Below are 16184 nucleotides of genomic sequence, written 5' to 3' on the forward strand. Positions count from 1 at the left end.
ATGAAAAAATTACTACTGACAACACTTACCTTTTGTTCGCTTAATGCTATTGCAGGCGATGCCGTTTCGCCGTATTTGCAAGAGCGATTCGCGCAACTGGATGCCGACTCTAGTGGTTACTTAAACAGCGATGAATTTCGTGGCACCACTCGCGATTGGATGACTAAAGCGAATTTAAGTGAAAGCGAACAAGTTAAACGCAGCAATAAAAAACTAAAGAAATTGGACAAAAATAACGATAAGAAAATCTCGTTAGAAGAGTTTGCTGCAGCCCATAAAAAAGGTAAAAAATAAGCGACTAAGCAACAATAATTTCGCTGGTATAGACTGCGTTAACGATGATACGTTAGCCACTATGCCAGCTACTATTTAATGCTCTATAATCATAAGCCGCGCAAATCAATGTCAATAAACCCGCTTTTACTGAGTCTATTCCTGAGTGTGCTGAGCAACATTACCGCCGAAGCACAAGAAATGCTTTACCTGTCTTCTGGCAATACCATTACCGTGCAAAATATAGACGCTGAAACTGGCGCACTAACGGTAATTCAAACGCTTCGCCTGAGCGGTCTATCGGTATTTACTTTTTCACCTGATAAACAGTTTCTTTATGCCATAGCGTCGTCCGATAGCAACGCAAAAGGCACCACCAAACAATTTGCCATAGTGACTTTTAGCGTCGCCATTGATGGCCGATTAACACAACTAAATAGCGCCCCAATTTCAGCGAGAACAACAGAGCTCAACACGGATAATAGCGGTCAATATATTGCCGGTGCATCGTATGGGAAAGGCTACGTTTCTATTTGGAAGCTCCAGCAGGGAGTGTTTACAGGTCAGCTTATCGAACAACTGCCCCTAGCGAAAAAGGTACATGCAGTGCGCTTTAGCGAAGATAATCAGATGTTATATGTACCTGCCACCGGCCCGAACAAAATATTTCAATTGGCGTTTGATCAGAGCACGGGCAAGTTATCACCAATATCGCCTGCTTTGAGTGCCAACAAAGGAGCAAGGCAACCACGTCACCTTGTATTGCACCCACACCTTAATATTGCCTATACAACGCAAGAGAGAATCAAACCTGGCGTTGCGGTTTGGCAACAAGACCCTGTCACCAATCAATTGAGCTTAGTACAAACGCTAACCAACAGTGATGATACCAGCGCCCGAATCACCAATGCCGATTTGCACTTATCACGTGATGCAAAATTTTTGTATATATCCAGTCGTGATCAAGCCGGCGTGCAAGATCATATTGCACTGTATAAAGTTAGTGACAGTGACGGTCAACTAAGTTTCATTAAACGCTTTGCTACCGAGCACTTTCCTCGCTCGTTCACATTAAGTGATCATGGCGACTTTGTGTTTGTCGCAGGGCAAAAAAATGCCACCTTGGGCGTTTATCGCGTCAATAAAAGCACCGGCCATCTAACACGATTACAGCAATACAAAACCGGTCATAATCCCATTTGGCTAGAAACTCACTCCTTGCCATTATCAACTCGGTAGATATCATCTGCGTCAAGCAACAGTTTAGCTGTTTGTATAAAGGCTGCAGTCATTACCGTGCCTATATCAGGTACCTCAGGCGCTATAGCTAAGTTAACAAGGTCACGGCAAAATAGGGGCTTGATATGTTAAGCGGATGATTTTTCCGTGTTCATCGAAATGGATTTTATCCATGTGCACTGAGCGTTGTTTCGCTTGTTTGGAGAGCAAGCGTGAATGATAGAATACATACCACTCACCATTAAATTGAGTGATTGAGCCATGACTCGTTCCTGCTCCTACAGGGCTCATCACTTCGCCCATATAGGTAAATGGCCCCAACGGACTTTTCCCTATGCCGTAAACCAAGGTGGTGTCCTGTTGCCACCCATTGGAATACATGTAGTAATACAAATCACCACGTTTGAACACCCATGGAGCTTCACCATACCAACCACCACCAGATGTCTCACTAAATTGGTCAATTCCATTGATCTGCACGGGTTCAATGTCGCCTGTAAGCTCTATCATGTTATCTTTTAACTTAACAACCTTAGGTTGACGACAACCGAAATACAGGTATGCTTGGCCGTCATCGTCAATCAAAATGGCGGGATCTATAGGTTCTGACCCGACAACCTCTTCGTTGCCTGTATTATCAATCAAGGGTTTACCGAGCGGATCATGAAAGCCATAAGTAGGTGACTCGCTCACCGCGACACCTATTTTCGATTGCTCAACTGGATAGTAAAAATAGTATCGCCCATTGCGCTTGATGGCATCTGGTGCCCATGCTTGATGAGTAGCCCAAGAAATATCGTTGAGGCTGTAAAATGGCCCATGATCCAGCCAATTGATTAAGTCCTTGCTAGAAAACACGTGCCAATCCGTCATATCAAAATGTGCGTTAGAGTTGGTATCGTCTCGATCATGAGACGTGTATACATACATGGTGTCGTCGAACACTCGTGCGGATGGATCAGCACTGAAAACATGACGAATAAGCGGGTTACCTTGAAACTGAAATGGCTTCGCGACATGGGTGTTACTCATTGTTCTATGTGCCATATGCTGAGCCGAATCATATGCCACAACCCAATGTAAAATGTTCATTACAGCAACTGGTATTATGTAGTTCGATATCATCGCCTAACGGCCTCCCTAGTTCGCCATTAATTTTATTACGGCAGGCTCAATGGCTTGTGCCCAACGTTTGTATTGCGGTTTATTAGGATGCAATAAGTCTGTCATCACATCGCGATGTAAAATTCCTTGCTCATCTAGAAAGATATGGTTGATATCTAAATAATGCACACGCTCGCCATCATCATACGATTTAATGATTTCATTTACCCCTGCATTGATCTGTCTTAACGGATCATCCGCATTGACACCGCGAGGGAAAATGGCCAACAACAACACCTTGGTATTGGGTAATCGCTGCGCAAGTTGGGTCAAAATGGCCTGAATACCCAAAGCGGTTTTTTCCGGTTTGGCCTGTCGGTGACCAGTGTTATTGGTTCCGATCATTAACACCACCAATTTTGGCGAGATGTCATCGACAGCGCCATGCTCAAGTCGCCACAAAACGTGTTCTGTGCGATCGCCACTGAAGCCTAAGTTCAAAGCGTTTCGTGGTTGGTAATATTGTCGCCAAACGTGTTGTCCCTTGGTCTCAAAACCGTGAGTGATGGAATCGCCAAGAAACACCAAATCTACCGACGACATTTGCTGCTTCAATGTCAACTTTTCTTGGTGTCTCGGCAGCCACCACGATTGCGCCCACTCGACCGTTTGCATTAATGGCTTAACCGACATAGGTTGTTCGCTTTGCAGGGCAAAGACACTATTGGCTGCCAACAAATAGCAAAATGCAATTATAAGTGGCTTCATTTATGACCTTTTTTAGTTAACGTCGTTTAGTGCACATTAGTTGCTTTGTTGAGCGTTTTTCTTCGCCTCTTTTCTCGCTTGCTTTTTGGCTTTCTTGTTCGCTTTTTTGTCTTTATTAGACATTTCAGCGCTGGCCTTTTTCAAGCGTTGTTTATCTGCACCAAATAAACTCCAAGATGAAATGTATTGTTCGATAATAGGCGCTTCAGTTTTAGGAAGTTTGGCTAGTAGCTCATCTAACTTATCTTGATACTTTTCGTTATAGGCAAGGTTGTTCCATTCGTTTTGATCCACTCTATTGTTATAAAGCTCTAGATCGCCATTAAAATACTTAATTAAGCGCCAGTCTTTGGTTCGCACCGAATAATTACCACGGCCCCAAGTGGAAATTGCCGGTTGTGCAACCGGTGTGGCAGGGTCGTTTAACTGTGGCACTAAACTAAATCCATCAACATGTTTAGGTGGCGTTAAATCGGCCAAATCGGCGATGGTTTTATAGACATTAATAAGCGTTACTGCTTGCTCTACCTTACGACCTTGCTTTTTTTCTTGGCGCAAATCATGAATAATAAATGGTACGCGTGACGCTTCTTCCCATAAGGTGAATTTTTTAAACGTCTTTTTCTCACCTAAGTGGTAGCCGTGATCAGACCATAAAATAACAACGGTGTTGTCTGCATCTGGGCTATTATTCACTGCATCCATTATACGACCAACGTTGTAATCTACCCACGAGATACAGGCGAGATATGCTCGTCTTACATCATTCCATTTATTACCCTGCGTAAACTTTTTATCTTCACCAACACGGCGCATACTATTCGCTTCTTTACCAATATCATTTAAATCATTGGCAAGAATTGCGGGGGGTTCAACCTGTTCAGGTTGCGCATCGTAAAACTCGACGGGGCAGTCAAAAGGTAGGTGTGGCTTAACCAATCCAATAGCGGCAAAATACGGTTCATCGTGCGTTTGGTTGATGACATCAATGCCGTAAGACGCGACTTGATGGTCGAACATTTCTTCAAGTGGGTTGCTTGTTGCTCGGTAAGATGACTTTGAATTGAATTTAAAGCCTTTGCCTTTAACATAGGTTTTACTAAAACGCTCGGCGTCTAAGTAACCGGTCCATTCTAAATCGCTATATTCAGGACCGTGATGAATTTTACCTGCGCCATACGTTTTATAACCGTTTTCTTTTAAAAACTGCGGCAAACTGGTGTATTTTTCATGCAACTGTTTATGAATATCATGCTCATAAAATGGGTATAAACCTGAATTATATGGTTCAACACCGTATAACAAAGCATTGCGACTCGGCGAACAACCCGGGGATACGGTTTGCGCATTCATAAAAGCCACACCTTGATTCGCCAGCGTGTCAATATTTGGCGTATTTGCTTGAGGGTGTCCCCCCATATAGCCAACCCAATCGTTCATATCATCAACGGCGATAAAAACAATATTTGGTTTGTTAGCGTTTTGCGTTTTATCAGCGCCGATACTTGGCGCTGTCATGCCCACAAGGGCGACAAGCAAGGTTGCTATAGATACTAATTTGTTCACGATATTCACTTATTATTTCATTGTTATTTTATACACATTATTGGCTTCAGTGCGAAACTCAACAATGCCATGTTGTAAATGTGTAACAGGAACTGCCTCACCATCCTTGTTGGTGATCTGTATGTGCTTACCCATATAACGAACTCTCGCTTTATCTGAAACGCCTGCCCGCATGTGAGCGCCCACTAACCGGCCATTTTGCCAATTAATATCGAGCTCAAAATCACCCCGTGCTTTGATGCCGCGAATCTCGCCATTTAACCACTGCTTAGGCAGCGAAGGGAGCAGGTCGATAAAGCCGGCATGGGATTGCAATAGCATTTCCACAATCGCTGCCGTTGCACCAAAATTACCATCGATTTGAAACGGCGGGTGTAGATCAAATAGATTGCTCGAGGTTGACCGTTGATACAATACATCCAAATGCTGTTTAGCGGATTGGCCATCGTATAAGCGAGCCATAAAATTAATCATCCAAGCTCGACTCCAGCCTGTCGCTGCACCGCCATGTTGGAGACGAAAGTCGATAGTATTTCGCGCGGCCTTAGCAAATTCAGGGGTGATCAGTGGGTGAATATCATTTCCTGGGTACAAAGCATATACATGCGAGATGTGTCTATGCCCTGGCTCTGCTTCTGGATAGGGATAAAACCACTCCATAATCCGCCCTGTGTCATCAATGCGGATACCCGGCGACAATTTAGCGTAATGTTGCTCAAGCTGTGTTAAGAATTCGTCATCAACCGCCAACTTTTTACCAAGGCGTAGGCTATTTTTAAATAATTGAGCGATGATTTGTTGATCCATGGCAGGCCCCATGGTTGTCGCCCGAGCCACAAGTTTTCCGCCTTCCTCTACCAGATAAGAGTTTTCCGGCGAGGCAGCAGGCCCTGAAACCAGTTTGCCGTTGTCTGGATGTGGTACCAACCAATCAAAATAAAACAAACAGACTTGTTTTAATAATGGCCAAACCTGTGATTGTAAAAATTCATCATCTTGTGAAAACTGGTAGCTGTCGACCATATGACTCATTAACCACGCATTACTGACATGACTCAAGCCCCAATGCGGCTTTGTCGCTCTTGTCCATGGTGACGCCCAGATATCTGTGGCATGAGGACTAACCCAGCCTCGCACGCCAAAGTTGTGTTCGGCACGTTGTTTACCGCGTTCGGCAAGACGCTGTATAAACGCAAATAATGGCTGCTGCAACTCGCTTAAATTAGCAATATCTGCCGGCCAGTAGTTCATTTGCAGATTAATATTGACATGATAATCTGCGTTCCATGGTGCTCTTATATGGCGGTTCCAAATCCCTTGTAAATTAGCGGGCTGACTACCAACCCGTGAACTCGCAATAAGTAGATAGCGACCATAATGGTAATACAAAGCGGTAAACGCTGGGTCTTCGACACCTTGCTGTACCTTACTCAGACGTTGATCGGTAGCAAGTACTGAGTTGGCGGTTGTTTGCATTACAAGAGCGGAACGCTTAAACAAAGCTTGGTGATCTTGTATGTGTTGTCGTTTAAGCGCTGACCAACCCTTGCCAATGGCGGCATTTAATTGCTCATGTGTGTGTTGTTGGTATAGTTCGCTATAGAAATTTGTGTTGGCGGCAATAAAGATATCAACTTGATCAGCATTCTCTACGAATAACCGATTATCTTCGCTAAATACCTTGCCACCTTGGGCGACAATTTTGACAAGATTATAAAATTTAACACCTGCGCCGTGATCCGGATCGAGGCCACCACGCTGGGTAACTTGGCCAACCATAAGCAAACTATCGTCGCCGATGTTACGCACTGTCGCTGTTTCAAAGCCGTTATCTTGCGGGCGAGAGAGCACGAGATTAAAACTAATCGCTTTTGCCGTATCAGCAGTGATGCGAGTCACCATCACTTGTGCTGGCTCACTGGCAAATGTTTGCCGAGTATATTGGCTACCATCGAGCTGATATTGCACTGTGGATATGGCGTTTTCTAGCGACAGTGTTCGCTGATAGCTACTGACTTGCTCGCCATGAGCAAAGTTTATATGTAAGTCACCCAAAGTTTGATGAGAACGTTTTGGCTCCATATCAATGGAGAAGTCCTTCATAATGTTGTCATCAACCGTTTTAAAATCACCGGAAAATAAGGCTTTTCGGTAGAACTCAAGTTGTTGTTTTGAGCCTTTATTGTATTTATCCGTCGGCTTACCTGCCCACATGGTGTCTTCATTTAATTGCAGTCGTTCTTGTACAATGCCACCAAACACCATAGCCCCTAATCGACCGTTACCAATTGGTAAGGCATGATCCCAAATCTTCGCAGGCTGTTGGTACCATAAATCAAAATATGGCGAGTTGTCGTTGGCAAAACTGCATTGCGATAGCAGCACGCTAATGAGCAGCAACCATGTTTTAGTATGGTTGCCCGAAACAAGCTGCTCTAGCGTCGACGTTGTTTGCGACATCATCAAGCTTACTTTGCAACTGGTTGGACGATTCGATATTCAGCATCGTAACTTCTCAACTGAATTTTTTTGTATTTCGCCCCTTCCATATACAAATGTTGTGGTGTTGACACATCCCAACTGCCTAGAGCTTTAAGCATGGTCTGTACACGTTGCGGATGCTCACTAGCGACATCATGCAATTCGGCGACATCGTCTTTAACATTATAAAGCATGGGTAATCGATCAGGTAAGCGAATCAGTTTCCAATCACCATCACGAATAGACGCACTGACGGTAAATCGCCACATCATTTCTTGATTAGGATCACCAAGTTGCTCGCCGTTGACGTAAGGCAGAATATTATGACCGTCGATATTGTCTTTTTTGCTGATGCTGCCACCAGCTAATGCAACAAAGGTCGGCGTTAAATCCAGTGCCGTTACCGGTCTTTTATAGACCGTATTGGCGGCTAATTTAGCCGGCCACGACATGATAAATGGCACGCGAATACCGCCTTCCAGTAAAATACCTTTTGAGCCACGATATGGCGCATTGACGGTTCTTGAATCAAGACCTTTACCTGGGCCACCATTGTCGCTTAAGAACACGACTACCGTATTGTCGTATACTCCACTGCGTTTTAACTGGGCTATGATATGGCCGACGTTAATATCAAGTCGGTGGATCATCGCGGCATAAATTCGGCGGTTTTCATTTTTAATGTGGCTATACAGAGCAATATCTTGCTCAGGTGCCTGCAGTGGTGCATGTGGTGCATTAAATGAGGCGTATAAGAAGAATGGTTTATCTTTATTGCGTTTGATAAAGTCGACGCTTTCGTTACCCGTATCATCGGTAATATAGGTGATTGGGTCCGGGGTTTTGTAGTTGCTCTCCAGTGGTGATAAATAGCCTTCTCCGTCAGGTTCGGAGCGAAAATAATCATGTCCGCCAACGGGGTAAGTCCAAACTTCGTCAAAGCCTCGATTGTGTGCTTTGAAATGCTCTTCATCTCCTAAATGCCACTTGCCCATTAACCCGGTCACATAACCTTGCTCAGATAATCTGTCGGCAATGGTTTTCTCGGTTACAGGCAAGCCAAAATATTCACGGTTGTATTGCGGTCCAGGTTTGACGTTGTTGTTATCAAAACCAAAATTTACCTGATTGCGACCGGTCATCAGACCGGCACGAGACGGACCGCATACCGGTGCAGATACATAACCTTGCTCAAAGATAACACCGCTGTTTGCCAATGCATCAATATTCGGCGTGCGGATTTCGGTACTTCCGGTATAACCTAAATCACCGTAACCTAAATCATCAGCAATAATAATCACAAAGTTCGGTTTATCAACATTTTTACTGGGCAATGCATCGCCACTGGCATAAACAACAGGTGCGCTACAAAGAGCTAATACTAAGCAGGATTTGATCACCTGCGTGGCCTGACGAATAACAATTTTCATTAATAGCGACCCGCAACAATCTCTTTAACACGGGCTTCAAACTGTGCAACAAGTTCAGGGTTTTGCTTAGCAATATTGTTGTTTTCACCTGGATCAAGGTTTAGGTCGTATAGTTGGTGCTGCTTTTGGTAACCACCACGAATTTTCTTTGATTTGATGAATCTCGGTTTTTGCTCACTGCCCGGAATGAACTTGTAGTTATTATGTCGTAATGCGACGTTACTGAGCGACTCTTCTAACAGATCGATACGACCTTTGTCAGTCTCACCTAACCATACTGGTAGTTGATCTAAACTATCTACCGCTTCATCTTGTGCTACGTCAACACCAACTAACGTTGCTAGCGAGCGGTAAATATCCATTTGCGAAACCAAAGCATCATTAACCTGCGGTGTAATGGTGCCAGGCCAGTAAGCAATGGTAGGCACGCGAGTGCCTGCTTCTAAGCGACTGTATTTACCACCACTGAATGGGCCTGCTGGTTTATGATCGCCAAGTAATTCAATGGCACTATCTTGGTAACCGTCAAATAATACCGGACCGTTATCTGAACTAAAGATAATCAGCGTATCCTCAGCTAATCCTAAGCGCTCAACTTCACGAATCACGCGCCCTGTCATCCAGTCCATTTGTGCAATGGCATCACCTCGCACACCCATTGTACTTTTGTCTTTGAAGCGATCATTAGGCAGTCTTGGTACATGAATATCGTGATATGACTTAAATAGGAAGAATGGTTGATCTTTATTGGCCTGCATAAACTCAATGGCTTTATCGGTAAATACCGTGGCAAAGTCCTCATCTGTCCACAATGCTGACTCGCCACCAGCCATATGGCCAATACGACTCACGCCATTAACAATCGTCTCATTGTGCTGCTTGTCGGCGACATAACGCAGTAATTCAGGGTTTTCATAACCGGTAGGGCGATCACCGACTTTTTTCTTATAACTGACCGTGATTGGATCATTTTTATCAAGATCGACTACGTGATGATTTTCAACGTAAACCGTTGGCACGCGATCACCGGTCGCAGGCAATAAGAAGCTGTAGTCAAAACCTATCTCTAATGGACCAGGTTTAATCGCTTCATTCCAATTAACGTTGCCATTGCCTAATCCTAAGTGCCATTTGCCCACCACTCCTGTGGTATAACCGGCTTTTTTCAACATAGACGCCAAGGTTGGTTTGCCAGGTTGAATTAAGGCTGGAGCATCCCCTTTTAATATTTTTGCCTTGTTACGAAAGCCATGCTCACCGGTTAGCAGTGAATAACGAGACGGTGTACACGTTGCCGCCGATGAATGGCCATCGGTAAAACGAATACCCTTATTGGCAATACGATCGATTTCTGGTGTTTGCACACCGCTAGCACCATAACTGCTTAAGTCACCGTAGCCCAAGTCATCGATATAAAAAATTATCACGTTTGGCAGTCTTTTTTGCTCTTTGGCAACCACTTCTACTGGCTGCTCAACACTCGATTGACCACAACCAAACAGCATCGCTGATGCGATAACTGTGGTGATAAGTTTAGTTGATTTGATCATTTCTGTTTCGCCTTATTTTTATTCTTTTTTTTGTTCTTTTTCGATTTTTTCACCGATGTCGTTTTCGGCCAATGGTTTAGGCCAGGGAAGATCGCATCAATAAGTTGCGCTTCCCAAGCTTGATATTCTTTCTCTAAGGTTTGATATTGCGCTGCCTTTTGTGGCAATAAATTATCCTGCTCTACAAAGTCATTTTGCATATCAAACAAGTAGTCGCCTTGCCTATCATGAACGATTTTATCGTCCCCTCGGCGCAACGCATGAGAATCGGTCTTGACATGACGCCAAAACAGTACATCATGCGGTTGGCCTTTTATATCACCCGTTAAGAACGGAATCAGGTCAACACCGTCTAAAGGTTTGTTGTCACTGGTATCAACATTGGCCTGTGATACGATAGTCGCCATAATATCTAATGAGCTAATCGGCTGGTGATAATCAACACCAGCAGGGATTTTTCCAGGCCAACGCATAGCAAATGGTACGCGAACGCCGCCTTCAAATAATAAGTTTTTATGACCGCGCAGCTCACCATTGTCTGAACCATTTGTTTTTGCACCGCCGTTATCGGATAAGAACACCACCAAGGTATTGTCATCGATACCTTGCTGCTGCAATGTCTCCATAATTCGTCCAACACCATCGTCAACAGAGCTGATCATCGCCGCGTAAGTACGACGTTTTTTATCTTTTATGTGTTGATTACGATCCAGGTATTCTTGCGTTGCTTGCACTGGTGCATGCGGTGCGTTGTAGGCGACATATAAAAAGAACGGATTGTCTTTTTCACGCTTTATAAACTCAACCGCTTCATCAGACAATTCATCGGTTAAATACTTACTGATATCTTCGCGAGTCTCATTGCGAAGTAATCGCGTTTTATACCAATCAAACTTGTTCTTAACATCACCAAGATCATTAATGGTTAACTCTTCAGGGAAGTAACGATGACCGCCGGATAAAAAACCGTAGAAGAAATCAAAACCACGCTGATTCGGACGAAGATCAGGGTGTGTACCCATATGCCATTTACCTATAATGGCACTTTTATAACCCGCTGGCTGTAACACTTCAGCTATGTTTTTTTCAGACGTTGGAATGCCATTTTGTTCGACGCTAGGGTCAATGGTGGGGTTGATAGTAAACCCGAAACGACCTTGATAACGTCCCGTCAGTAAACCCGCTCGAGATGGTCCGCAGACAGGGAACGTTACATAACCATTGGTAAATCGTGTGCCTTGTGCAGCAATGTTATCGATATTTGGCGTTCGTATATCTGGCGAACCATTAAATCCGACATCGTTATAACCTTGGTCATCGGTAAGAATGATCACCAAATTAGGCTTAACTGAATTGCCACTGACCTGCTCAGCCGTTAGCTTGCCACTAGCCCATGCTTGGCCTACCAACACGCTTGAGGCAGAGATAACCAGTAACATCGTTCTTATAAACAACATATCAATGCTTAACTTAATTATAATATAAATACTACATTATCACTTTGTCGATTCAAGCTCAATCATTGGCGTTATGATCGTTTACAAATTTTTGTAAATTTATTGTAAAGCCGATGTCATCAAGCGAAAACAACGAATCAGTAATTATTGTTGATAAAATCGACAAGCAATTAATTTTATATTATAAATAATACCAAATAATAAAAATAGAGTTGAGAAACGCATATGCCAGATAATAACAATAAATCACGCCGGCAGTTTTTAAAGCAAATATCAGCGCTATCTGCATCGATGGCGGGCGCTAGTGCTACCGGTTGGTCGCAGCTCGTACAAGCCAGCACATTGAGCGCAGAGCAACAAGACTTTAAAGCCTTAGTTTATGTTTTCCTTGCCGGTGGTAATGATAGCTTCAACACCTTGATCCCCCATGGCGACAGTGCGTTACGCCGCAATTATGAACACGGTCGTCGCAGCATAGCAATTGCCAACGAGCAATTACATCCGTTGCAATTGCAAGACACTGCTAATGTATATAACGATACCGAATACCAAGGGTTTGGCTTACATCCATCTTGTGGTGATTTGGCGACCTTGTTTAATCAACAAGAAATGGCCTTTGTCTGTAATCTAGGTAACCTCGTAGAACCAACAAGTCGCGACGCAATTTTAGACAAAACCGCCAACTTACCACCACAACTTTATTCACACAGCGATCAACAATTGCAGTTTCAAAGTGAGCCAGTGAAACCCTTTCGCCATGGCTGGGGTGGCCGTATGGCCGAGTTATTGCAAGACTACAACCAAAGTACCAATATATCGCCACTGATATCATTGTCAGGTTTAAACAGTTTTCAAGTAACCCGTAATGGGCAACCTTCTACCTATGCCATGAACCATAACGGCGCAATCGCGTTAACGAAATACACGGGGAATCGAAAGTGGTTGGTCAATCAAAATTATCAACATGTGGATGAGTCATCGCATTTGATGATGCAAAAATATCGCGATATTTTTTCATCAGCCCAACAAGCCGAAGTCATTGTCAATAGTACCTTTACTAGTGCTGCACAAAATGGTGTCGACTACGACGATATATTTAGCAGCGCCGGCGCCAATGACAGTAAAATAGGCCAATCATTAAAAACCATCGCGAAAATGCTTGCGGGACGACAAGCACAAACCAATAATCGACCGGTTTACTTTGTCGAAATGGGTGGTTTTGATACCCATCAAAACATTCTCATTAATCACCAAGCACTGCTAAAAGAATTAAACGACGCCTTACATGCATTTCGCAATGCTTTAGTCGCCCAAGGCGACTTTGATAATACCTTGACCTTTATTGGCTCAGAATTTGGTCGAACCTTAACCCCAAATGGCAACGACGAAGGCACTGGCACCGATCACGCTTGGGGCGGACATGCCATGGTGCTTGGCGGTATGGTCGATGGCGGTAAATTGTACGGCAGCCATCCAGATTTAATGTTACGTCAGGGCTTGGATGCCAGTGATGGCCGCGGGCGCTGGATTCCGACCACTGCCACCACACAAGTGAACGCCATTATGGCCAATTGGCTTGGTGTCGAAAAGATCGCCCTGCCATCGTTATTTCCAAGCATTAATAACTTTAGTGACCCATTTGCCAGTGCAGCAAATCTGGCATTTTTAAAGTAGAGGCAGAACAATGAAGCATATTAAATCAAGCGTTGCAGTCGCTTTAACGATTCTGCTTAGTGCCTGTGGTGGCGGATCAGGCGGCTCCAAGAATGATCCTGTCGCTAAGTCTCCCGATCCAACACCAAGCGTCAAAATCGAATCTCTGCTCAATCAAGCCGTGGAAGCAAATGGCCAGGTTGCCAAGTTTAAGATCAGCCGCGATAGCGGTACCGAGAGCCTAACAATTGGTTATCAGCTGACCGGTAATAGTGATATCACCCTAGGCTCTGCCAATACACAGGATTACAATCTAAAATATGCGGATGGCAGCGATGTTGGCGCCAGTTTTGTCATAGAAGAGAATCAAAATTCACGCATTATCGAAGTTGTGCCAATTCAAGATGAACAGCATGAAGTTCCAGAAACATTGTCAGTAACGTTAACTCAAAATAGCCAATACATTCTTGGGCACAGCAACATCGACATACAGCTTATTGACGATCAAGACAGTGCCCAAAGCCGTAAAGTTTTCTATGGTACCTTTAGACCACAAGGCGATGCACTTACCTCGGCGTCTGGTGTTCTAAGCTTTATTCTTGCCGGCGACAACTCACATGGCTATTTAAACTATTCCTTTTCAAATCTTAGCTCGGAGCAAACCGATCAACACATTCATGTTTCGCCTTCAGGTCAAGCAATAAAAGATATAGAGCCTTTTGGTAACGTAAGTAATCTTGAGTGGGATCTGTCCCCTGGCGGTATTTTTAAAACGCAACAGGAGATGTTAGACGCGTTATTTTCAGGCCTATTTTTCGTCAACATTCACAGCGCCAATTATGCTCATGGCGAAATTACCGCCACGTTGCAATACGATGAAAATGTCGCCCCAGTGCAACAAGGTGAACTGACTAAAACCGATGTCGACCGTGACGTTGTACGGTTTTTAAATCAAGCCAGCTTTGGCGCAACACCTGAATCATATCAGCAACTTAGAGCGCAGATTAATGACGATGGCAGCAATCGAATAGCGATATACAATCAATGGATAGAACAACAAATTAATATCGATGCTAATTCCATGCTGGCATTAACAGAGCAGATTAAACCGCATTTTGCGCTTGGCAATAACGGCGAAGGAGAAGATGGTTGGAACATACGTCGTGATGCTTTTTGGAATATGGCGATTCATGGTAATGATCAGCTAAGGCAGCGTATGGCGTTTGCTTTAAGCCAAATATTGGTGGTCAGTGATGAAACGCAAAAACTTAAAAACGCCTACAAGGGCACGGCAAATTATTGGGATTTATTAGCAAATCAGGCGTTTGGCCACTATAACCAGCTATTAAAAGACGTCACCTTAAGCCCCATCATGGGTATCTGGCTGAGTCATTTACGCAACCAAAAACAAGATGCTGAAAATGGCTATTTCCCAGATGAAAACTACGCCCGAGAAATCATGCAATTATTTAGTTTTGGCTTAGTTCATCGTAGTGCCAACGGGGCAGTCAAATTGGGCGCTGACAATTTACCTATGCAAACCTATGACAATGACACCATTCGTAATATGTCACGAGTTTTCACCGGCTTGTCCTTTAGCCATAAGCTTAGCGACGGTGTGAAAAAAGAGAACTATTGGTTTTTAACCGGAGACTGGGTGGCTGAGCAACAATACCGTTGGTTAGAGCCAATGAAATTTTTTAGTGAATTTCATGACTTCGAACAAAAGCAATTGTTTAGCGATAATGGCAACACCGTCATAATCGATGAGGGCGTCAATCATACCAGCCAAGCCGCTATGACCGAGTTAGACCAAACCATCAATGCGCTGGTTACTCATTCGTCAACAGCACCGTTTATTTCACGCCAACTGATTCAACGTTTGGTCACCTCAAATCCGAGTCCAGCCTATATTGAGCGTGTCGCCACCGCCTTTGCACAAAATGGCGATTTAAAGGCGACAGTGAAGGCAATTTTACTAGATCCTGAAGCGAGAAACCCACATGCGTTAAACTCAACAACATTTGGCAAAGTAAAAGAGCCTATATTGCACATGACAGCAATGATGCGGTTATTTAATGCCCGTTCGGGTATCCCCTTAAACGAGCAACAAAACGGCTTAAATTTAGCCGTTAGTGACGGCTATGCTAGTCACGCCAGCCTCTTACGTCTAGGCGATTTACCAATTGCACAACGAGCGCTAGGGGCAGCATCAGTGTTTAACTTTTACTTACCGGACTATACACCGGCCGGCGAACTTGCCAGTCAGTCTTTGGTCGCGCCAGAGTTGCAACTGCAAACAGAGTCCCAGTTATACACCAATATTAATCTCTATTATCAATTTATTTATTCGGGTTTGTCTCGCTGGCGTGTGGAAAACTTTACCAATTACAGCAAAGCGCAATTAAGTGTAAAGTTCGATGAGCAACACCTTGAACAACTTTGGCAGTCAAGCAATGGCGATAACAGTAGTAAAGCGCAAGCATTAATCGATTATGCTGATTTTTACTTACTTGCTGGGCAATTGGCTGCCAATAACGAGACACAAATCAGCGAGCAATTGGTTACTGCACTCGATGATTTAGCGCCAGAGTATCGATATAAATTACTGCTCTATGTGATCAGTGCGTCACCTCAGTTTATATTACAGCGATAACAAAATG

11 protein-coding genes are annotated in these 16184 nt (G+C 43.9%); 4 read left to right on the forward strand and 7 right to left on the reverse strand.

The window, feature by feature from the left end; translation table 11 throughout:
- Together E2K93_RS07495 and E2K93_RS07500 are read left to right on the forward strand one after the other, a co-directional pair.
- The gene (locus E2K93_RS07495; protein ID WP_135438502.1) at positions 1-294 is read left to right on the forward strand and encodes an EF-hand domain-containing protein; all 294 of its coding nucleotides are present in this window, start codon (positions 1-3) and stop codon (positions 292-294) included.
- Between the two features lie 108 nt (positions 295-402).
- The gene (locus tag E2K93_RS07500) at positions 403-1512 is read left to right on the forward strand and encodes a lactonase family protein (protein WP_189637885.1); all 1110 of its coding nucleotides are present in this window, start codon (positions 403-405) and stop codon (positions 1510-1512) included.
- 102 nt (positions 1513-1614) lie between these two features.
- Here E2K93_RS07500 and E2K93_RS07505 read toward each other — a convergent pair whose 3' ends face one another.
- The 7 genes from E2K93_RS07505 to E2K93_RS07535 form a co-directional block, all read right to left on the reverse strand.
- The gene (locus tag E2K93_RS07505) at positions 1615-2559 is read right to left on the reverse strand and encodes a family 43 glycosylhydrolase (protein ID WP_228445545.1); all 945 of its coding nucleotides are present in this window, start codon (positions 2557-2559) and stop codon (positions 1615-1617) included.
- A gap of 93 nt (positions 2560-2652) precedes the next feature.
- Positions 2653-3384, reverse strand: coding sequence for a GDSL-type esterase/lipase family protein (locus E2K93_RS07510; RefSeq protein ID WP_135438505.1), 732 nt, complete (start codon positions 3382-3384; stop codon positions 2653-2655).
- Positions 3385-3420: 36 nt separating this feature from the next.
- On the reverse strand, positions 3421-4950 hold the full coding sequence (locus E2K93_RS07515) for a sulfatase (RefSeq protein WP_228445546.1): 1530 nt from the start codon (positions 4948-4950) through the stop codon (positions 3421-3423).
- A gap of 12 nt (positions 4951-4962) precedes the next feature.
- On the reverse strand, positions 4963-7413 hold the full coding sequence (locus E2K93_RS07520) for a glycosyl hydrolase family 95 catalytic domain-containing protein (RefSeq protein WP_135438506.1): 2451 nt from the start codon (positions 7411-7413) through the stop codon (positions 4963-4965).
- A 5-nt stretch (positions 7414-7418) separates the two neighbouring features.
- Positions 7419-8861 (reverse strand): sulfatase, encoded by a 1443-nt coding sequence (locus E2K93_RS07525; protein ID WP_135438507.1) that lies wholly within the window; start codon positions 8859-8861, stop codon positions 7419-7421.
- Positions 8861-10411, reverse strand: a complete 1551-nt coding sequence (locus E2K93_RS07530; RefSeq protein ID WP_135438508.1) for a sulfatase family protein — start codon at positions 10409-10411, stop codon at positions 8861-8863. Before E2K93_RS07530 ends, E2K93_RS07525 begins: the two co-directional genes overlap by 1 nt.
- Positions 10408-11868 carry a sulfatase-like hydrolase/transferase gene (locus tag E2K93_RS07535; protein WP_135438509.1) on the reverse strand — a complete coding sequence of 487 codons (1461 nt, stop codon included), beginning with the start codon at positions 11866-11868 and terminating at the stop codon, positions 10408-10410. Before E2K93_RS07535 ends, E2K93_RS07530 begins: the two co-directional genes overlap by 4 nt.
- Positions 11869-12093: 225 nt before the next feature.
- Here E2K93_RS07535 and E2K93_RS07540 point away from each other — a divergent pair, with 225 nt between their 5' ends.
- Positions 12094-13542 (forward strand): DUF1501 domain-containing protein, encoded by a 1449-nt coding sequence (locus E2K93_RS07540; protein ID WP_135438510.1) that lies wholly within the window; start codon positions 12094-12096, stop codon positions 13540-13542.
- Between the two features lie 10 nt (positions 13543-13552).
- Positions 13553-16177 (forward strand): DUF1800 family protein, encoded by a 2625-nt coding sequence (locus tag E2K93_RS07545; RefSeq protein ID WP_135438511.1) that lies wholly within the window; start codon positions 13553-13555, stop codon positions 16175-16177.
- Positions 16178-16184 lie beyond the last annotated feature (7 nt).

Origin of the sequence: Thalassotalea sp. HSM 43, from assembly GCF_004752005.1 — a bacterium.
Taxonomy (GTDB): Bacteria; Pseudomonadota; Gammaproteobacteria; order Enterobacterales; family Alteromonadaceae; genus Thalassotalea_A.

What these genes read in the sequence shown, in the direction of transcription:
- E2K93_RS07505 (WP_228445545.1), bottom strand. Translation starts at nt 2,559, where the DNA reads ATGGCACATAGAACAATGAGTAACACCCATGTCGCGAAGCCATTTCAG.
- E2K93_RS07500 (WP_189637885.1), top strand. Translation starts at nt 403, where the DNA reads ATGTCAATAAACCCGCTTTTACTGAGTCTATTCCTGAGTGTGCTGAGC.
- E2K93_RS07535 (WP_135438509.1), bottom strand. Translation starts at nt 11,868, where the DNA reads ATGTTGTTTATAAGAACGATGTTACTGGTTATCTCTGCCTCAAGCGTG.
- E2K93_RS07495 (WP_135438502.1), top strand. Translation starts at nt 1, where the DNA reads ATGAAAAAATTACTACTGACAACACTTACCTTTTGTTCGCTTAATGCT.
- E2K93_RS07530 (WP_135438508.1), bottom strand. Translation starts at nt 10,411, where the DNA reads ATGATCAAATCAACTAAACTTATCACCACAGTTATCGCATCAGCGATG.
- E2K93_RS07525 (WP_135438507.1), bottom strand. Translation starts at nt 8,861, where the DNA reads ATGAAAATTGTTATTCGTCAGGCCACGCAGGTGATCAAATCCTGCTTA.
- E2K93_RS07545 (WP_135438511.1), top strand. Translation starts at nt 13,553, where the DNA reads ATGAAGCATATTAAATCAAGCGTTGCAGTCGCTTTAACGATTCTGCTT.
- E2K93_RS07540 (WP_135438510.1), top strand. Translation starts at nt 12,094, where the DNA reads ATGCCAGATAATAACAATAAATCACGCCGGCAGTTTTTAAAGCAAATA.
- E2K93_RS07510 (WP_135438505.1), bottom strand. Translation starts at nt 3,384, where the DNA reads ATGAAGCCACTTATAATTGCATTTTGCTATTTGTTGGCAGCCAATAGT.
- E2K93_RS07520 (WP_135438506.1), bottom strand. Translation starts at nt 7,413, where the DNA reads ATGATGTCGCAAACAACGTCGACGCTAGAGCAGCTTGTTTCGGGCAAC.